Source organism: Bradyrhizobium sp. 1 (genome assembly GCF_023073315.1).
Classification (GTDB): Bacteria; Pseudomonadota; Alphaproteobacteria; order Rhizobiales; family Xanthobacteraceae; genus Bradyrhizobium.
Window position 1 is genome coordinate 740641 of record NZ_JADPJH010000033.1, and the last position, 19349, is coordinate 759989.

16 protein-coding genes, 1 tRNA gene and 1 pseudogene are annotated in these 19349 nt (G+C 63.5%); 8 read left to right on the forward strand and 10 right to left on the reverse strand.

Annotation, left to right across the window (positions count from 1 at the left end; translation table 11 throughout):
* Positions 1 to 272: 272 nt before the first annotated feature.
* Complete coding sequence (locus IVB29_RS28550; protein ID WP_007602550.1) at positions 273 to 491, reverse strand: DUF3126 family protein; 219 nt, start codon at positions 489 to 491, stop codon at positions 273 to 275.
* A gap of 123 nt (positions 492 to 614) precedes the next feature.
* The gene (gene cysE / locus IVB29_RS28555; RefSeq protein ID WP_247506722.1) at positions 615 to 1439 is read right to left on the reverse strand and encodes a serine O-acetyltransferase; all 825 of its coding nucleotides are present in this window, start codon (positions 1437 to 1439) and stop codon (positions 615 to 617) included.
* 276 nt (positions 1440 to 1715) lie between these two features.
* Between cysE and IVB29_RS28560 the strand changes: the two genes are divergently transcribed.
* Both IVB29_RS28560 and IVB29_RS28565 read left to right on the forward strand, forming a co-directional pair.
* Positions 1716 to 3074 carry a hypothetical protein gene (locus IVB29_RS28560; RefSeq protein WP_247506723.1) on the forward strand — a complete coding sequence of 453 codons (1359 nt, stop codon included), beginning with the start codon at positions 1716 to 1718 and terminating at the stop codon, positions 3072 to 3074.
* Between the two features lie 288 nt (positions 3075 to 3362).
* Positions 3363 to 3833: a hypothetical protein gene (locus IVB29_RS28565; protein WP_247506724.1), complete on the forward strand. Its 471-nt coding sequence runs from the start codon at positions 3363 to 3365 to the stop codon at positions 3831 to 3833.
* A gap of 1239 nt (positions 3834 to 5072) precedes the next feature.
* On the opposite strand, the gene IVB29_RS28570 is transcribed toward IVB29_RS28565, so the two are convergent.
* Complete coding sequence (locus IVB29_RS28570; RefSeq protein ID WP_247506725.1) at positions 5073 to 5828, reverse strand: alpha/beta hydrolase; 756 nt, start codon at positions 5826 to 5828, stop codon at positions 5073 to 5075.
* Between the two features lie 35 nt (positions 5829 to 5863).
* Positions 5864 to 7000: a hypothetical protein gene (locus tag IVB29_RS28575; protein ID WP_247506726.1), complete on the reverse strand. Its 1137-nt coding sequence runs from the start codon at positions 6998 to 7000 to the stop codon at positions 5864 to 5866.
* Positions 7001 to 7305: 305 nt separating this feature from the next.
* Between IVB29_RS28575 and IVB29_RS28580 the strand changes: the two genes are divergently transcribed.
* Both IVB29_RS28580 and IVB29_RS28585 read left to right on the forward strand, forming a co-directional pair.
* The gene (locus tag IVB29_RS28580) at positions 7306 to 7551 is read left to right on the forward strand and encodes a zinc-finger domain-containing protein (RefSeq protein WP_007602543.1); all 246 of its coding nucleotides are present in this window, start codon (positions 7306 to 7308) and stop codon (positions 7549 to 7551) included.
* 19 nt (positions 7552 to 7570) lie between these two features.
* On the forward strand, positions 7571 to 8773 hold the full coding sequence (locus tag IVB29_RS28585) for an FAD-dependent monooxygenase (RefSeq protein WP_247506727.1): 1203 nt from the start codon (positions 7571 to 7573) through the stop codon (positions 8771 to 8773).
* Between the two features lie 21 nt (positions 8774 to 8794).
* On the opposite strand, the gene IVB29_RS28590 is transcribed toward IVB29_RS28585, so the two are convergent.
* Positions 8795 to 9217: a twin-arginine translocation pathway signal gene (locus IVB29_RS28590; protein ID WP_247506728.1), complete on the reverse strand. Its 423-nt coding sequence runs from the start codon at positions 9215 to 9217 to the stop codon at positions 8795 to 8797.
* 174 nt (positions 9218 to 9391) lie between these two features.
* Here IVB29_RS28590 and IVB29_RS28595 point away from each other — a divergent pair.
* Positions 9392 to 9480, forward strand: a tRNA-Leu gene (locus IVB29_RS28595).
* Positions 9481 to 9718: 238 nt separating this feature from the next.
* Positions 9719 to 11224, forward strand: a complete 1506-nt coding sequence (locus tag IVB29_RS28600; protein WP_247506729.1) for a hypothetical protein — start codon at positions 9719 to 9721, stop codon at positions 11222 to 11224.
* A gap of 2 nt (positions 11225 to 11226) precedes the next feature.
* Here the strand turns inward: IVB29_RS28600 and IVB29_RS28605 are convergent, their stop codons facing one another.
* Complete coding sequence (locus tag IVB29_RS28605) at positions 11227 to 12468, reverse strand: glycosyltransferase 87 family protein (RefSeq protein WP_247506730.1); 1242 nt, start codon at positions 12466 to 12468, stop codon at positions 11227 to 11229.
* 71 nt (positions 12469 to 12539) lie between these two features.
* Positions 12540 to 13862 carry a hypothetical protein gene (locus tag IVB29_RS28610; protein ID WP_247506731.1) on the reverse strand — a complete coding sequence of 441 codons (1323 nt, stop codon included), beginning with the start codon at positions 13860 to 13862 and terminating at the stop codon, positions 12540 to 12542.
* 281 nt (positions 13863 to 14143) lie between these two features.
* On the opposite strand from IVB29_RS28610, the gene IVB29_RS28615 reads away from it, so the two are divergent.
* Together IVB29_RS28615 and IVB29_RS28620 are read left to right on the forward strand one after the other, a co-directional pair.
* A complete protein-coding gene (locus IVB29_RS28615) occupies positions 14144 to 15394 on the forward strand; it encodes a multidrug effflux MFS transporter (protein ID WP_247506732.1) in 1251 nt (416 codons plus the stop codon).
* A gap of 53 nt (positions 15395 to 15447) precedes the next feature.
* Positions 15448 to 15588 carry a hypothetical protein gene (locus tag IVB29_RS28620; protein ID WP_247506733.1) on the forward strand — a complete coding sequence of 47 codons (141 nt, stop codon included), beginning with the start codon at positions 15448 to 15450 and terminating at the stop codon, positions 15586 to 15588.
* Positions 15589 to 15597: 9 nt separating this feature from the next.
* Here IVB29_RS28620 and IVB29_RS28625 read toward each other — a convergent pair whose 3' ends face one another.
* The 3 genes and pseudogenes from IVB29_RS28625 to IVB29_RS28635 all read right to left on the reverse strand — a co-directional run.
* Entirely contained in the window at positions 15598 to 17193 is a 1596-nt protein-coding gene (locus tag IVB29_RS28625) for a glycosyltransferase family 39 protein (RefSeq protein WP_247507009.1), read from the reverse strand.
* Between the two features lie 258 nt (positions 17194 to 17451).
* Entirely contained in the window at positions 17452 to 19050 is a 1599-nt protein-coding gene (locus IVB29_RS28630; protein ID WP_247506734.1) for an ABC transporter substrate-binding protein, read from the reverse strand.
* Between the two features lie 139 nt (positions 19051 to 19189).
* Positions 19190 to 19349, reverse strand: a pseudogene (locus tag IVB29_RS28635) (ABC transporter substrate-binding protein); the annotation flags it as partial.

Here is a 19349-nt window from a genome sequence, read left to right on the forward strand (position 1 = left end):
CATGATGCCATCATGGGTCGATCGACTTGAACGATGCGGCAAGGCAGCTCCCACCCGGCCCCCAATTAAGCCGACCTCGTCGATGCGGGCGGCATCACTGTCGCTGATGCCACGGCGCGGCTGCGCGTTCTTGCAAAGAAATAGAGTATGAGGCTGCGGCGCGAGCTGCGGGAATAGTGTCCGTCATTGCGAGCGGAGCGAAGCAATCCAGACTGCATCCGCGGAGGGACTCTGGATTGCTTCGCTTCGCTCGCAATGACGAAAGAAAAAAATCACTCCTGATCGACGAGATCGTCCTCGAGGATCGCCATCTGGAATTGGAACGAGCGATCATCGTCCTCGTCGTCGACGAACAGCACGCCGATGAATTCCTCGCCGATATAGACTTCGGCGGAATCATCCTTCTTCGGCCGCGGCACGACGCGGATCTTGGGATTGCCGAATACGCGCTTCAGATAGGCGTCCAGCTTTCTGACTTCTTTGACGTCCACGGCAAGTCTCCGATCAAAATTGGCTGGCCGCGTTTTAGGACGAGACGCGACGAACCGCCAGCATGAATTGCCAAAGAATTTGGGGACGAAAAAGGCCGGAGAATCCGGCCCTTACAGGCGAAATCAAAGCCCCATGGCGTTGATCATCTGATCCATGGTGCGCGACGGCTCGGCGCAGCCAGCCTCGCCGACGATCTTGGCGGGCACGCCGGCAACCGTGACGTTGTGCGGCACCGGCTTGACCACGACCGAGCCTGCGGCGATGCGCGCGCAATGGCCGATCTCGATGTTGCCGAGGATCTTTGCGCCGGCACCGATCAGCACGCCGTGACGGATTTTCGGATGGCGGTCCTCGTTCTCCTTGCCGGTGCCGCCGAGCGTGACGCCGTGCAGGATCGAGACGTCGTCCTCGATCAGCGCCGTCTCGCCGCAGACGAAGCCGGTGGCGTGGTCGAGGAAGATGCCGCGGCCGATGCGCGCGGCCGGATTGATGTCGGTCTGGAATACCGCGGACGCACGGCTCTGGAGATAATACGCAAAATCCTTGCGGCCCTTCAGCCAGAGCCAGTGCGCGAGACGATGGGTCTGGATGGCGTGAAAGCCCTTGAAGTAGAGCAAGGGATCGATGAAGCGCGAGGTCGCGGGATCGCGGTCGTAGACGGCGACGAGATCGGCGCGGAAGGCATTGCCCAAATCAGGATCGTCGCGCAGCGCCTCGTCATAGGTCTGCCGCACCAGATCGCCCGACAGCGCGGAGTGATCGAGCCGGTCGGCGACACGATGGATCACCGCATCTTCCAGGCGGCTGTGATGCAGCACCGTCGAATAGATGAAGGTCGCAAGCTCGGGCTCGCGATGGACGATGTCCTCCGCTTCGCCGCGGATCCGATCCCAGATCGGATCAAGCGTTGCGAGCTTTCCTCCCGGATTGACCTGATGCACTGCCATAAGATCTGCTCTTTCGAATTGGCTGGTTTTGTTGGCTCTATAACACAGTCTAGGCGACAAAGTCCTGACGGGCTTGCCTGAGAGTGAACAGTGCCTTGCCCCGCGAAAGCACGCCAACGCGTTGAAACACAACAGTTTCTTCTGGCGCCCCCAGGCGGCAAGGTTGGCTAAAAATGGTCAGGCTTTTGGCAAATTCAAGCCGGGCCGCGTCAAACTATTGGTGAATTCTCCCCCGACCCTTATTGCGGGCATGGTCCCGGCGACCACGGAGCGAATTTGACCACCACCACCGATCATTTGCGGGCGCGAGCCGCGGACTCACTCTGGCTGCGGCTGGCGGCGATGGCCCTGCCCCTGCTCATGATCGCGCCGGCGTTCTGGAACGGCTATCCGCTGCTTCAATGGGATACCGGCGGCTACCTGGCGCGCTGGTACGAGGGCTATCTCGTCCCCAGCCGCTCCACCGTGTTCGGCCTCTATCTGCACTATGGCGAAAGCTTCGGATTCTGGATCAACCTCGCGGTCCAGTCGCTGGCGACGCTGTGGTTGCTTCAGCTCACCTTGCGCGTCCTCTCGATGATGCAGACCTTCCGCTTCGTCGCGATCAGCCTGCTCCTGATCCTTTCGACCGCATTGCCTTGGCTCGCCAGCATGCTGCTCACCGACATTTTTGCCGGGCTCTCGATCCTGTCGCTGTTCCTGCTGGTCGTCGGCGGCAGCAGGACTTCGACGCTCGAAAAGATCGCACTGTTTGCCTTCACCGCCTTTGCCGCCGCGACCCACAGCGCCACGCTCGGCGTGTTGCTTGGACTCTGCGTCGCCGGCTGGATGGTGCGGCCGTTCCTGGGCGCGCGGCTGCCGCTGGCCGGTCTGGCGCAGGCCAGCCTGACCATCGTCGCCGGCGCCCTGATGCTGGTGACAGCGAACCACGCGCTGTCGGGCAAATGGGCCTGGACGCCCGGCGGCACCGGCGTCGCCTTCGGCCGCATGATGCAGGACGGCATCGTCGCGCGTTATCTCGATGACCACTGCCCTCACGAAAACTTCAAGCTGTGTCCCTATCGCGACCAACTGCCGGCGACCGCCGACGAATTCCTGTGGGGCAAAAGCATGTTCAACACGCTTGGCCGCTTCGATGGGCTCAACGACGAGATGGGCGCCATCGTCGCGGGTTCGCTCAAAGACTATCCGGCCTGGCAGGCCCGCGCGGCGCTACGGGCGCTGGGCCAGCAATTGCTGCATGTGGCGACCGGCGAAGGCACCAATGGCTGGATCCCGCACACCCGTGGCATCATCGAGCGCTACATCCCCTCTCAGGTCGCGCCGATGCGCGGGGCGCGCCAGCAACACTGGGAGCTCGACTTCGACGTCATCAACCGGCTGCACGTTCCCGTCGCGCTGGCCTCGATGCTTGCGCTGGTCGCACTGCTCGCGCATTCGCTGGCTCAGCGCCGGCTGGACGATCTGACCTTGCTGGCGGCGACCGTCACGCTGGCGCTGCTCGGCAACGCCTTCATCTGCGCCGTCATCTCTGGCCCGCACGACCGCTACGGCGCACGAATGGTGTGGGTTGCGACCTTCGTGGTGCTGATGGCGCTGGCGCGCGCGCTCGGTGACGACATCGAAGCGCGATGAGATCGGCCGTTTCGCGGTCGACCACCCTGCCGACGTCCTTCTCGAATCGACCGCGCGCTGGCGCGCCAGTTAGCTCTCTTTGACTGCTGGGCGCCGAGAAAGGAAGCAGCTTGCCGGCGGGCAGGAGCTGCTCAAGGTCGCCGTCGGTTGCATTGGTCGCGAGGTCCGATAGCAGCCCTTAGTGGGCTCCAGCACCGCCCCGCCGCCTGTCAGTCAGGTCCGCAAGTGACCCAAAGCGGAAATTGTCGAGCCATGCTAGGGTGATCTTGCAGCGAGGGAGAAATCCGAATGAAAGGGACTATCGGGAACGCGATGGCTCTGCGCGTCTGGGGATTTTGTCTGGCGATCTGTTGCCTTGCTTCTACATGCGCGGTTGCATGTAGTCCGTCCACGGAGCGAGGCATCTTCTTTGAACATGTTCCAACCGACATCGACGCACCGGTGATAATCGAAACGACGATCTATGGCGACGGCTCGCAGGTGGGCGATGTTGCTGGCAATCAGATGATAATAATGAACGCGCGGGTCGACAGGGTGATCAAGGGGCCGATCGATGCCAAGACATTGAAGATATTTGTTTACCTTGGCGCGTGCACCCGAGTTGGCGCGGGAAAAGGCATCGTTCTTGGAGAGCTTCGCGACGATCCCTTGCGCGGTCCGATGCTAAAAGCAATTGAGGGAGCCAACTCCCGGTCGTACTCCAAAGAGTTCCGAGAAAAGCAAGAAGCCATCTGGGCTGCCGTAACTCACGAAAAATGAATGTCCATTCCAATGTCGCCTTCTGACCCTTAGCAGACCTTGGCACTTGCTCCTGCGATGTCTGCAAGCGACCCGTTGCAGACGTTAGTTGCTTCGCCGTCGGCCCTTCCGCGCAAAGAGTATCAATAGAGGATAGGCCAGCGCGAGAATGAAGATTGCGTCGAACAAATAGACCGTTATCAGCGTCCCAACGCTGAGGCGCCGAGCTTAGCTGACCTGCGACGCGCAGCGGCTCGAGGACCGCTTGCGACCCGAAACGGACAAAATCGTGCCATGGTCTTAACGCGTCGATATTGACGTGGTGCAGTCCAATTCAGAGGTCTGGCTTTGGTGGTCGTAACTCGCTTCTCGAAATGCGCGTTCATCCTTGGGCTCTTAACGCCATCCGGCGTTCTGGCAGAACCTTTCTTTGGCGTGCAATGCACTCATGTGTGGGGGTTAGACCAAGTAGTGCAGGTGCAAGCGCCGATTGCTGCCGGCCCGAATGCGGTCCAAGACACGAGAAAAAGCTTGATTGACCACTTTGGCGAACCTGCGTTTGAAAAACAAATGCCCGATGGCGTCGCATTGGCCTGGTTCACTCCTCAGAAAAACTCCGTGACGATAGGGCGGGACATTAAAATTCAAATTGTCCAAGGCACTCTGCACATCACCTGTGGGTCAACTTTCTAAGTCTGGATATCCTCGATGCGGAAAGCGCCAAGCAACGAGCGTTCTTGATGGTGATGCTGGTCCGCTTCTGACCCATTGCAGGCCTTGGCGACGGAGTAAACATCGGCGTAAGCTTGCGAGGCAATCAATGGGAGGCTTGTGTGCCTGCGAAGGCTGGTCTGAGACTTGGAGTGCTGTTGGTCGGGCTGGCTCTGATCGGCTCAACGCCGATGCAGGCGCAGAACCTCGCACTAAGTCCGTGTACACGCTACACCGCGCCTGGTGCCTCGTGCGCATGCAACCACGGCGTGATGCGTGGACGTAACGCCTTGGGCAAGCCCGGGTGGCATCTCGACGAAAGGCAGCACATGATCCGAGATGGATGGCACGCGACCTACTACAAGGGCACCCACAACGCTGTCTGCTCACGAGGCTCATGATCGAGCCTAGAATTAGAGCAATACTACTGCTCGCTCCTCGCCGAGGAGCAAGCGGACAAGTCTGCTTTTGGCTCCGAGCGGACATGCTGGGCGGCTTGGTTCGGACGTCCGATAACCGGCGTTAGCAGACTCAAGGATTATGCCGCTCTCAGCCGCGGCGTGACAGGAAATCCAGCACGCCGGTCTTGTAGACCTTGTCACCGACCGCGCGCATGTGGTCGCGACCGGGAATATCGAGCACTTCCGAGCCTGGAATGATGGCGCCGAGTGCGCTTGCGGATCCCGCCACGTCATCGGTCGAGCCGACCGCGATCAGCACGGGCACGTCGATGCGTGCAGCTTCATTCTTTGTCATGAGATCGCGCGTGCCGCGCAGGCACGCGGCGAGCGCGCGGCGGTCGGAGCGGGTCTGATCGGCGAAGGCGCGGAAGGTGCGCCCGACGGGATCGGTGACGTCGTCGAGCGAGGGCGCTTCCAGCGCCTTCGCGACATTCTCGCCGGGCCCGCTGCCCTCGATCAGGCCGCCGATGCCGATGCCGCCGAGGATCGCCGAGCGCAGGCGCTGCGGCTCGTTGAGGCCGAGCCAGGCCGTCATCCGCCCACCCATCGAATAGCCCATGATGTCGGCCTGCGGGATCGCAAGATGATCCATCAGCGCGAGCACGTCGCCAGCCATGGTGGGAATGGAATATTGCGCGGGCTCGTAGAGCTTTGCGCTTTCGCCATGGCCACGATTGTCGAGCGCAATGACGCGGCGGCCGTTCTTGCGCAGTTCCGAGACCCAGGTCGGATAGACCCAGTTCACGTTCTTGCTGGAGGCAAAGCCGTGCACCAGGATGATCGGATCGCCCTCGCCTTCGTCGAGATAGGCAATTTCAACGGCGCCGTTGTGAAAGCTCGGCATCAGCAGTTCCGCGATGTTGTGGGGAGTGATTGATCTTAGGCCGTGGCGGCTGAATTCGCCAGAGCAGCTTCAGCGGCAATCTGCGCCCGGCGGAGCCGCCGCGCCCGTTTGCGATCGCACCAGGCCTGGGTGAGCCGTTCGGTCGTGGCCTTGATCGAAGACAACAGGCCGAACAACGTCAGCGCCGCGCCGAACAGCCAGAGCGTCAGATCGAACATGCCGCCGATCAGCAGCAGCGCGCCGCGGCCGAACAGCTTCATGATCGCACGCGTCTTGCTGCCCTGCGCTTCGGCAAGCCGGGCGGCGCGTGCGACGTCTTTCGGGCCTTCGGCGATACGCAGCGTTTCCATCGCCCCGCGCGTGCCGGTCTTTTCGGCAACGCGCGTGACGTCCTTGCCGAGCCGGACCAGCGCACCGGCCTTCTCGACGCGGAACGCGGCCTTGATGGCGCTCACGGTCTCACCGGGGCGGAACACCGAGCCCTTGGCGACCGCGTTCTGAAGCATCGGCGCATCGACCACCTCGCGCGCGGACCGGCCGGCCCATACCGCGAGCCCCTCGCCGAGCCGTCCCACTTTGCGGGCGTCCTTGACCAGCGTCAGTCCGGCACGCACAGGCGCGGCGCCGCCGACCGACACGTAAGTCGCGGCCGTGACCGCAAGGCCCGCTGTCGCAAGGCCGAGCACCAGGCGGTCGGTGTCCTCGCCCATAGCGAGGTGCTTGCCTTCCCGGACCACGTCCCTGACGTCGCCGATCACGAAGAGATCGCCGGCCACGGTGCCGGACAGGCTCGCGACATCGTCGGCGGTGCCGGTGACGAGCCCGGTGGCAAACCGCTTGGCGAAATGCGAGGTGGAATTTTCGTCCTTGACCGCATCGCTCACGCGATTGAGCAGGTCGTCGGACAGCGCGATGTTGCGGTCGCGCGCGAGCGCCACAAAACTGTCGGCGAGATCGGCATCGCCCGCCGCGAGCGCGGCTTCGATGTTGTCCTGAACCAGGCGATCGTTCTGCGCGAGAGCCGCATCGAGCTTGAGTTCGGAGAGCGCGGCCGGATCGTCATGGGCGGCGAGGATCGCGCCGGCCTCGCGGGCATGCGGTGCTACCTGCGCGAGCAGGAAGCTGCATGCGGCAATACCGGTCAACGCTGTCGTGATTCGCAGCCATTTCATGCGGAAAGCCCGGACGGTCCTGAGATCCTGCGCCTGATGAGCAGTCTTTTCGTCGCAAATGCGCGCGTCCACAGACATAGTATGCCAAAATTGCGACACAACGTCCCCGACGAAAGAAGGGCTTCTCTCAGGCCGCAAGATTGTGTCGAATTTGCATGAGCAAATGAGCATGGGGCAATGCGGACGTTTCGGTTCCGCCGGACTAGCAATCATCAACACCCGCCAGTATGGTCCGCGGCGCCTTAAAGATGCCGCGCCAGTTCTTGATTGTGTCTGCCGCCATTGCCACTCCAGGATGAACTACGATGTCCGACCATGTCGTCCCGCACTTCCATAACGATGCCGGTGTTCCCGTCATCGAGATCGGCTCGCAAGAGTTCATGTGCGTGGGCGCCAACCCTCCGTTCGACCATCCGCACGTCTTCCTCGACCTCGGCAACGACAACGAGATCATCTGCCCCTACTGCTCGACGCTGTACCGCTTCGCGGCGGACCTGAAGGCCGGCGAAGCCCGTCCACCGGAATGCGTGCTGAAGGACAAGGTGGCCTGACCGCGCCCACCGGTCAGGGGTGGCGCTCTCCCGAACGATTGTCATCGCCGGAGCCGGCATCGGTGGTTTGACGGCCGCACTCGCGCTTGCCGCCCGCGGCTTCCGCATCGTCGTGCTGGAAAAAGCCGAGCGGCTCGAGGACGTCGGTGCCGGCCTGCAACTCTCCCCCAATGCCAGCCGCGTGCTGGTCGAGCTCGGCCTTGCGGAGCGGCTGAAGCTGCGCGCCGTCGTCCCGGAGGCGGTCTCGATCATGAGCGCGCGCGCCGGCGGCGAATTGCTGCGCATGCCGCTCGGCGAGCTGGCATCGGCACGCGCTGGCGCCCCCTATTGGGTGGTGCATCGCGCCGATCTGCAATCCGCGCTTGCCGGCGCAGTCGCCGACCATCCCGATATCGACCTCAAATTGGGTGCGACCTTCGAAGATTTCGCGCCTCACGCCAAGGGACTGACCGTGGTCCATCGCAGCGGCACGATCCGCCGCAGCGATCTCGCCAGCGCGCTGATCGGCGCCGACGGCATCTGGTCGACGGTCCGCCAGCATCTGTTTCCCGAGGTGCAGCCGCGCTTCTCCGGGCTGATCGCCTGGCGCGGCACGCTGGACGCCACGCAACTGCCGAAGGATTTTACCGCGCGGCGGGTGCAGCTCTGGATGGGCGCGAACGCCCATCTCGTCGCCTATCCGATCGCGGGCGGCCGCCAGATCAACGTGGTCGCGGTTCTGCCGGGCACCTGGAACAGGCCGGGCTGGAGCACGCCCGGCGATCCCAGCGAGGTGATGGACTCCTTCGCCGCGCCCCGCTGGCCGCCGGCGGCGCGGATGATGCTGGCGACGGTGGACAGCTGGCGCAAATGGGCGCTGTTCGGCGTGCCCGACGGCTGCCCCTGGAGCAGCGGCCCGGTCGCGCTGCTCGGCGACGCCGTGCACGCGATGCTGCCCTTCGCCGCGCAAGGCGCCGGCATGGCGATCGAGGATGCCGCCGTGCTCGCGCAGCATCTGAGCCTCGAGGCCGCCGAGAGCACCGCAGGCATCAGTGCGGCGCTGAAGCAATATGGCCGTGCGCGCCAGGCGCGGGTGCGGCGGGTACAGCGGACCGCGCGGCAACAGGGGCGCATCTATCATCTCGGCGGACCGCTCGCGGCCGCGCGCGATCTTGCGATCCGCGCGCTCGGGCCGGAGCGCATGCTGGCGCGCCAGGACTGGATCTACGGCTGGCGCCCCTGACGCGGCCGCAGTCGTGCGGACTCAGCGAACGGCGCGGCCTGATTTCGGGGCGGGCTTGATGTCAGGCCGCTGCGGCGCAGACGTCACGGGCGCGGTATTCGGCGGCGTCTCCCGGCACCTGTTACGGCGCCAGGCGTCGTCGGCGAGCTGCGCCCGACCGCGCACCGCGACGTAGTCGTTGCGATAGGCAAGCTCGGAGACGACCGCGCCGCCGGCCCCGGTCTCTGCCTTGTCCATCAGCTTCTGCAACTCGGCGGTGCGGGTGGCGAGCTGCCTGCGCTCGGTCTCGAGCTGCTTGCAGTCGTACAATTCGTATGCTCCGGGATCGGCAAAGGCCGGAGCGACCGTCTCGCTCATGCTGGCGCAGCCGGACAGCGCGGCGCCCGCAAGCAGCACGACAAGCGCGCCTGGGCCGCGCAGGGAAGAGGAAAACGAAACAGCCATGCCGGATGAATAGTCCCCGTGGATTGAGAATGCCTAAAGCAACAACAGATGTCCGGATTGAGGCTTTGCCTTGTGCGGCCGGCTCGCTTAAGGAAGAACCACCCACCCGGCCTTGCGAAGCGCCAATTCCAGACGGCCGAAGGTGGACTTAAGTGTTTGATCTCGTTGGATCAAGCGGGCATGGCGGAATTGGTAGACGCAAGGGACTTAAAATCCCTCGGTGCGCAAGCGCTGTGCCGGTTCGACCCCGGCTGCCCGCACCACGAGAGCTGACGGCGCAAGCCGCCGCGGCAGGATGCAGAAGCGGGCTCGTCACGCGCGCCCCTCACGCAATCATCTGTTTACCAACACGCCGCTCCGCCTCCAGAACCCTCGAGCCGCAATCGACCTTTACTCCACCTTAGATCGTCCTCCCCTAAAGCGAATGAGGTCTGCGCCTGTCGCGGCGGACCTCCTGCAAACGCTACGGCCGGAGCGGCGGCTTCGATGGTGAGAGCTCTCATGGACGCACGCGAGAATTGGTCGCAAGACCGGATTGGCGGGGCGCCCAGTGCGTTCGGGCGCCATTTGCACGGGCGCGAGGTCTACCTTTTCCTGATCGCGTTCCTGTCGGTGTTCTATCTTTCGAACGGGCCGATCCAGCTCAGCCATTACGACCTCGGCTGGCACATCGCCGCAGGCGACCTCATCCGGGAGCACGGCGCGGTACCGGTGCAGGATCCGTGGGCGTTCACGCTTGGCGACAAGCGATGGTACAATCTGTCGTGGCTCTGGGACGTGATCGCCAGCGTACTCTATCAACATTCAGGCTTTGCCGGGATCGTCCTGCTCGTCGTCGCCTGCGGCGCGATCATCGTTGGGTATCTGACGTTCTCGGCCTTGCGCAGCGGCGCATCGGCCGCCGCGGTTTGCATCACCGTCTTCGCCTCGTGCCTGCTCTACCCCTGCTATGAGGCGGCGCCCAACACCTATCTGGCGGCCTCACCGAATATCGCGACCATGCTGTTCGCGGTCGTCTTCTACGGGGAATGCTTGCGGCGGCGCGGCTGGTTCCTGTTGCCCGTGCTGATGGTGCTGTGGGTCAATTTGCATGGCGGCTTCATGCTCGCTTTTCCCATCATCGGCGTCTTCGCCGGCGTCGCCTTGCTGCGGCGGGATTGGGTGAGCTTCAGGAATTACTGCCTCGCGGGCGTGGGATGCTTTGCCGCGATCTTCGTCAACCCGCTGGGATGGCACATCCACGACGGCGTGATGGCGACGATGGGCCACTTCATCCAGGCCAATATCGGCGAATGGCGTCCCTACTTCCACAACATGGAGATCCCGGGAAGCATTCCCGGCATCGCCTATGCGTTGGCGTTCGTTGCGCTCGAGCTGTGGTACCGCAACTCAAAGCCCGTTCCATTAGAGCCGCGCCTGCTCGCATGGCTGTTTTTGGCGCTCGGCCTCTATCAGTTCAGATACGCCGCGTTCTTCTTCATCTTCTCGACGGTCCCGATGGCGCTTCACGTCGATCGGCTGTTGCCCGAACGCCTTGCGCGGTTCGACATCCGGCGCGCGATGCTGGCGGCGGGTCTCGTGGGGGTCCTGGTGCTGCCGCTCGCCTTCATCCAGGTCAGACCCGCGCTGGCGCTGCCGGACATGCTCTCGGACGAGGATGCCGGCTATCTCCTGGCGCATTCCACGCATTCGCGCGTGCTCAATCACTGGAATTCCGGCGGGCTCCTGATCTTCCGGACGCATGGATCGGTGCCCATGTTCGTCGACGGAAGGGCCGCGACCGCCTATCCGGACGAGTTGCTGCGCGACTATCTCAAGCTGGTCCGGTGGGAGATCGACGAGGCCGCCTGGGACAATGTGATCGGCAAATACAAGGTCGACGCGGTGCTCTGGATCAGAGGGCACGAACAGCTGAGGCAGTTCCTCGTCAGCCGCAGGGGCTGGAAAGAGGATTACACCGGCGCATATATGAGCCTCTATACCGCGCCGCCGGCCGCCGCGCGGTAGGATCAACTCGCCTGCGGTGCCGACTGGCCTGAGGGCTCACGCGGCAGCAGGAGCCAGAAGCAGATCAGCGCGATCGCAAGCTGGCCGAAGCCGCCCATGAATGCGATCCCCGAAACCGAAGCCAGCGTGGGGATGGCAACTGCAATCGCGAGCACCGCCGCCATCATCACCACGGGCAGGTCAACGACGAGAACGGCGGCGTAGAGCGCCACCTCGAAGAAGGCATATTCCTTCAGCCTGGGCGCGCAGAGATAGAGCGCATACATCGCGAGCACGGTGATGCGCATCGCGGCCTCGGGATGATCGATCAGCCAGCCGTCGAACGCCTGAAGCAGCGAGACGTCGCCGGCCGGACGCTGCGCCCTGAACATGTGCCATACGGACAGCGCGAGCGGCGCAAGCACGAACGCGACCGCAATGAGACCATAGAGCACGGCGACGACCGGCTTGCTGCCGGCGAGCCCAAAATGGTCTGCGAGCGTCAGCGACAGAAAGAGCAGCGACGGATTGACCTCATTCCCCGGCGCATGCTGTCCGGGGATCTGGCCGAAGATCGCGGCAAGCCAGCTCCTGAACAGGTCCGGATAGATCGCCAGCGACGCCAGGATCGGCAGGGCGAACATGCCGGCCGCCACCGCGATCAGCAGGAATTTGCGGCGTCTCGGCAGCGGCAGGAAATAGAGCGCGGCAAGCACTGGGAAGAACACCAGCTTGAACGAGGTCACGAGGCCGAGCAGTGCGGCACCGGCAAGCTGCGGCGCAATGCTCGCGCCGCCGCGCTCGGGCTGCGCGGGGCGCAGCAACAAAGCGAGCGATGCCGCCGTCAACAGGCCGCTCAGGATCGCGAAATTGCCGGTCGCGATAATCCAGTCGAAGCCGACGAAACCACCCAGCGCGAACACAACCCGCACAGCGACGTCCTGCAAGTCCCGGCGGCTCTTGCCGAGACCGGGCAGCAGCAGCGCACAGATCACCGCGAGGACAAGAAAGATCGGCTTGTAATGCGCGACGAGAAAGCCGCCGGCGCAGAGCGGTCGAAATGCATCGAGGGTGACAGGAAGATACGGGTAGGACAGCTTGGTGTCCTTCAGGTTCTTGACGAAATAGGGATCGAGCCCCGCGACATGGGCCTCCACCGCCGCGCAGTTCACCCGCGCGTCCCAGCCGAATGTCTCGTCCGCGCCGAGATCGATGGCGACAGCCGTTGCGACCAGGACGGCCACGGCCAGGATGAAGCGGGTCAACCAATTCCTCCGTGACGCTCCCGCAGCAACGGGGCGCTGTTGTCCAGCATCGGCGGACGAAGCAAGACTTGTCATGGATGCAGGCCTTCCGGCTCGAGGCGTCCGGGCTCGGCTCGAAAGTCGAGCAGCAGGATCCAGAAGCATGTCAGTGCGATGACGAGGAGACTGAAATTGCCTTCGACCGTGTACCCCGTCATCGAGATCAGCCCCGGGACGATGAGACCGACGCCGAGAACGGCGGCGAGTCCCTGGGCGGGAAGATCGACGACGAGAATCGCGGCATAGAGCGCGAGCTCGAAGAAGGCATATTCCTTGAGGCGCGGTGAAGAGAGATAGAGCGCGAACATGGCGAGCACCGTCACGCGCATCGCCGCGTGAGGATGATCGATCAGCCAGCGATCGAGCCGCAAGAGAGGCGATCCCGCCTCCCCGCTCCCGGCTGCACGCACGACAGACAGGATGAACGGCACCAGCACGAGCGCGAGTGCCAGGAGCGCGTAGGCCGCGAACAGGGCCGGCTTGCTGTGGGCGAGGCCGGCATGCTCCATGAGGCTGCGCGCCAGCAGCAGCAGCGACGGGTTGATCTCCACGAGGTCGACGGAATGCTGGTTCGGGATCTGTCCCGCGATGGCCAGCAGCCAGCTCGCGAACAGATCAGGGTACAGCAGCCACGATATCAGGATCGGCAATGCGAAGCAGAACGCCGCGACCGCGATCAGCATCAGCTTGCGCGCGCGCGGCAGCGGCAGGAAATAGAGCGCCGCGAGCACGGGACAGAACACCAGCTTGAACGATGTCGCAAAGCCGAGCAGAGCAGCGCCGGCGAGACGCAAGGAGAAGCTCCGGTCCGCCAAAGCGCCGGATGCCGGCGGACGCAGCAGAAGCTTTAGCGCGATCGCGGTCAGCACGCCGCTCAAGATGACGAAATTCCCCGACGCCACCACCCATTCGAAGCCGACGAACCCGCCGAGCGCGCAGAGCACCCTGAGCGCTGCATCGCGCGCGCTCGCGCGCGTCTGGCCAAGTCCGGGCAGGATCAGCCCGCACAGCACGGCGAGCACGAGATAGATGCTCCTGTAATGATCGACGACAAAGCTGCCCGCGCAGATCGGGCGAAACAGGTCGAGCGTGACAGGCAGATAGGGATAGGACAGTTTCGTGCCCTTCAGATTGCTGACGAAATAAGGATCGAGCCCGCCGGCATGCGCATCGACCGCCGCGCAATTGACCTCCGCGTCCCAGCCATATTTCGCGTCGCGCATGGCGTCGTTGGCGAGATTGCCGAGCACCAGCAGCGCGGTCAGCACGATCAAGGCGGCAAGCCAGACGTTGCGCCTCGCAGCCAAGCCGGCCGAGGATCCCATCCATCGTGCTGCACCGGTGACGTCGGACACCGCGAAAATACCCTGTCGCCCTGGTTGTCGTGTTGGGTTGCCCCGGCGCCCTGCGCGGCACCCGGTCAGGTCACAATGGACAGGATGGGTTGCGGATTCATCTCCCCGGTGTGGCGTCCCCGGTCTTATGGTGAACAGCTGGTTGCCGGCCCGAGGCCCGCAATCGGGACGACCTATGCTGATCTCTGGTCCGCCCCCGCCTGCCAGCCATCCCGAAACATGGGTTGTGCAACGCAACATCGACGATAGATAAAGCCTCTGAATTTCAGAGGTGAGCTTTCTTGTCCGACGTCAATGCCGACGATTGGGTGTCCTCGGGACACCGCCCTATGGGTTTTCCCGAATTTGTCATCGTGATCGCGTCCATCATGGCGCTCAATCCGCTTGCGATGGACATGATGCTGCCGGCGCTGCCCAATATCGGGGCAGCCTTCAACATTCCCAACGCCAATCATCTCCAGCTCGTGCTGTCGACCTTCCTGATCGGCTTTGGTGTGGGCCAGTTCATCATGGGCCCTCTGTCCGACCGGTTCGGCCGACGTCCCGTGCTGCTCGGCGGCATGGCGGTTTATGCGGTGGCGAGCGTGCTGGCGATTGCCGCGCCGTCGTTCGAGACGCTGCTGCTGGCGCGCGCGCTCCAGGGTTTTGGCACCTCGGCAACGCGCGTCATCGCCACGTCGATCGTGCGCGATTGTTACGTCGGCCGCCGCATGGCGAGCGTGATGTCGCTGGCGATGATGATCTTCATCGCCGTCCCCGTGATCGCGCCCTCGTTCGGACAGGCGGTACTGCTGGTGACGCACTGGCGCGGCATCTTCGTCGTGCTGATGCTCTATGGCCTGCTCGCGCTCGCATGGTCGGTGCTGCGGCTGCCCGAGACCTTGCCTGAGAGCGAACGCAGGTCGCTTGCACCGCGCGACGTGCTCGCGGCCTATTGGCAGACCGTGACCAATCGCCAGACCATCGGTTACGCGCTCGCGGCCGGCTGCGTCATGGGTGCGCTGTTCGCCTACGTTTTCGCGGCTCAGCAGGTTTTTGTCGGCATCTATCACCTCGGCCATTATTTTCCGCTCGCCTTCGCTGCGATCGCGGCCGGCACCGCCGTCGCCGGCTTCCTCAACGCCAAGTTTGTCGGGACCCTCGGCATGCGCGTGATCTCGCACGGCGCGCTGACGCTCTACACCGCGGTCGCGGGCGTGATGCTGCTGACGGAAATCCTCGGCGTGCTGCCGCTTCCGCTGTTCATGGTGCTCTCGGCGCTGATGATGTTCTCGTTCGGCATGATGTTCGCGAACTTCACCGCGCTCGCCATGGAGCCGCAGGGGCACATCGCCGGCACCGCCTCCTCGCTCTACGGCTCGATCACGACGCTGATCGGCATCGTGGTCGGCATGGCGATCGGCCAGAGCTTTGACGGCACGCTGCTGCCGTTCTCGGTCGGCTTCTTCCTGTCGACGGTCGCGGCGCTCGCGATCGTCCTGGTGGTGGAAAAGGGACGGCTGTTCAAGCCGCATCATCGCCCGATCGGGTGAGGAACTTCCCGGCGGCGTCGATGTTGTACTGCAGCAATTCGAAAGGCGCCGCAATGGAACCGAAACACCGCGAAGACCGTACTGCCTCGGACCGGCAGGCGCCGGAGCGATCCGCACCGACTACCGACAAGGCTGCGTTCACCGCGCCGTTCGTGAGCGAAGGTCTCGAGCAGGTGCGCGACAGCCATTGCTGAGCGCAAAGCCTAATCCGCAGGACGTCTGCTGGCGCTGAAATCGTCGGCAGCGCTCTCGGGCGACGCGCTGTCTCCGCGTGGCGGCACCATCAATATCACGACCTCTCGCGTGAGACCGGACTGCCCCCACAATGTCGCTTGCACGGTGAACTCGCGCTTGATGAAATGCCCGGCGCTTCCGGAAACCCACTCCATCCACCGGCCGCAATAGTCCTGCCCGCGGAAACAGAGCGCGGCCCAGCCGCGATCCAGCGTGGTCTTGCGCGGCAGGCCCCAGCTGTACTGGTACTCGAAGGGCCGCGCATAATTCGGATGGTCGGGGCTGTAGAACGCCGTCGCAAACGCCAGAGAGTCATCGCCACTCACGGCGCTCAGCGGCTCGCCCGTCAGCTCGCGCCACTCGCGGGTCAGCTCGTTTGCCGCCTGCGCGTAGAAATTCCGGCCCTCTTCATAGCCCCGATCGTTGCGATAGACGGCATGGATCGGCGCTACGACCAGGACGGCGGCAAGCGCAGCGCCGGCCGCGATCACCGTGACGTTGACGGTGTAGAAGCGCTCGATCGGATAGCGCGTGCCGCAGACCACGAGAACGGCGAACAGGAACAGCCCCTGCAACGCCCACAGCGACGGCAGATCGGTTCCCATCACGAGCGACGTCAGGACCGGCAGCACGATCGTGCCGACCGCAACTGAGAAGAGAAGCCGCAGGCCTGGACTCATCGCGGCGAAGTCGGCCGGAAACTGCTTGAGCCGCGTGCCGGCGATGAATATCCAGAGCACGGTCGACACGCTCATCGCCGCCGCCAGCCCCAGCAGAAAATTCCTGGCCTCACCGATCGAACTCGCGGCGTTGCCGTTGGCGTGGGCCAGCGCATAGGTGAAGGTCGATGCGCCCGTCGTCTCCAGCCAGTAGATATGCGGTGACAGAACCGCGAGCCCCGAGACAGTCGAGATCCAGGGCGAAGCCGAGGCGAAATAGGCGCGCCGCGCCGGATGTGCCAGCGCAGCAAACACAAAGCTCGTGACGAGAAAGATCGAATAATATTTGCCGACCATCGCCAGCGCCGTCGCGCATCCCGCCGCAACCGCCCACAGCGCTGAGCGCGTCTCGAACGCGCGCAGGAAGCACCAGGTCGCGAGCGGCCAGGTCGCCAGCAGCACCGAATTGGCGTTGAAGCGCTGCGCATGGAATTGATAGGCCGGCGTCAGCATCAGGAGCAGCAGCACCAGGATCCGCTTGTGCCCGGTCACGAACTGACGCGACACCAGATCGACGAAGAACAGCGCGAGCCCCGCATTCGCCATCGCCATCAGCTGCAGCGACCAGTCGCTGGACGGGAAGACGAAGGTCCAGCTCGCGGCGATCCAGCCCATCAGCGGCGGATGCTTGTGATAGCCCCAGGCGAAATTCCGTCCCAGCGTCCAGGCCTCGAGCGTATCGGGATGCAGGCCGCTGCCGGCATAGGCGATCGCCAGATAAAGCGTCCAGACCACAACGAAGCACGCAATGAGAAGCGGTACCGCCCAGCCTGCCGCGATGCCATCGAGCCAGCGTAGAAACGGCCGACGCCATCGCGCCGGCGCGCGATCGGACCGTTCGGCCATCGCCTGGAGTGCAAAATCGATCGGCAAGGGACTCAAATCAAATCGGCGGGAGAGAAATATTGTCGAAGACGAACCTCTATTTCAGATTGGAAACAAATAGCAACAATTGGAGACTGGAAGAGTTAAAAGCGCGACGCTTTTGCGCAATATGGCCAGCAAACGACACCCGACAAACGACACGCGACAAACGACAACGGCGCCGCTGATGACAGCGGCGCCGCGTGTTGATTCGGATGAAAGGTGCAAACGCACCTTCCTTTACTCCGACTTGTCGATGTTCCAGAACACCGGGGTGGCCGGGCCATCGAGCACACCGGTCAGCGACTTGCGCCAGGCGCTGGGCGACAGATACTGGCCGAGCGGCATGTAGAGCACCTGATCGTAGGCTTCCTTCTGGATCTCGGTCGCGATCTTCTTCTGCTCGTCGAGCGAGGCAGCGCGAACGAAGGTGTCCTTGAGCTGCTCGATCTTGGCGTCCTCCGGCCAGCCGAACCAGCCGCCCTTCTTGCCCTGCCCGCCGACAGCGACATTGGAGATCGGGTTGCTCGCGTCGGCGCTGACCCAGTTGGTGACGAACATGTTCCAGCCGCCCTCCTTCGGGGGCTTCTGGCTGGCGCGCCGGCTCACCACCGTCTGCCAATCGGTGGCCTGCAAGTCGACCTTGAAGCCGGCTTCGCGCAATTGCTGGGCCACCACGATCGGTTGAGCCTTCAGCGTCAGCACGTCGCCGGGCGCCATCAGCACGATTGGTGTCCCGTCGTAACCGGATTCGGCGAGCGCCTTCTTCGCCGCGGCAATGTCGCCGCCCTTTGCCAGCGTCTCGCCGCCAACCTCCGTCGCGAACGGCGTGTCGCAGATGAAGGCCGCGGCGCAAGTCTTGTAGTATTTGGGATTGCCGATCAGCGCATCGAGCACGTCCTTCTGCTTGATCGCCAGGAACGCCGCGCGGCGGATTTTGACGTTATCGAAGGGCGGATGGAGGAAGTTCATCCGTGCGCCGGTCTGGAATCCGAACTTGTTCAGAATCTCGATTTTGAGGTCCTTGTCGGCCTCGATGGCGGGCAACATTTCGATGGCGGGAACTTCCATGAAATCGATGTCGCCCGACTGAAGCGCATTCAACGCCGTCTGCGCGTCCGGCATCGTAATCCATTCGACGCGGTCGACCTTCACCACCTTGCCGCCGGCGGTCCAGCTCGCCGCCTCCTTGCGCGGCACGTAGTCGGTGTTCTTGACATAGATCGACTTCACCCCGGGCTGGAATTCAGCCTGCACGAACTTGAAGGGGCCGGAGCCGATCTGCTCTGGGATTTGCTTTTCCACCGGCGTCTCGGCGAGACGCTTCGGCATCATGAAAGCGACCCGCGAGGACGGCTTGCCGATCGATTCCAGCACGAGCGCGTACGGCTCCTTCAGCTTCAGCGTGATGGTCTTGGGGTCGGTCGCCTCGATGCTCGCGGTGAACAGCATCATCTGCTGCCCCATGCCATCGACGGCGGCCCAGCGCTTCAGCGAGGCAACGCAATCTTCCGCGGTGACGGGCGTTCCGTCGTGCCACTTCAGGCCATCGCGCAGCGTGAAGGTGTAGGTCAGCTTGTCGTCGGAGATTGTCCAGTCCGCCATCTGCGGCTGGATCTTGAAATTCGAATCCGTCGCGATGAGCGTGTCGTAGACCATGTAGCCATGATCACGCGAGATATAGGCGCTGGTGAAGATCGGATCGAGGACACGCAGATCCGAATGCATCACGGCGGTAATGGTCTTGCCTGCGGCGAAAGCTGGCGAGGCCAGTGCCGAAAGCGCGAACACCGAAAGCGCAAATCTGGAGGCGAACGCACGACGCATGAGTCGGAACATTGAAGCTCTCCTGGGAAGTTCTCTTGAGAAGTTCTCTTGGCAAGTTCTCTTGGCAAACGGCGCCGCTGATGACAACGGCGCCGCACGATGATCGGAACCAAGGGTGCGTGACACGCACCCTTGCTTAATCGGACTTGCCTTACTCGGACTTGTCGATGTTCCAGAATAGCGGGGTCGCCGGGCCGTCGAGCACGCCGGTCAGCGACTTCCGCCACGCGCTCGGCGCCAGATACTGGCCGAGCGGCACGTAGATCACCTGATCGTAGGCTTCCTTCTGGATCTCGGTCGCGATCTTCTTC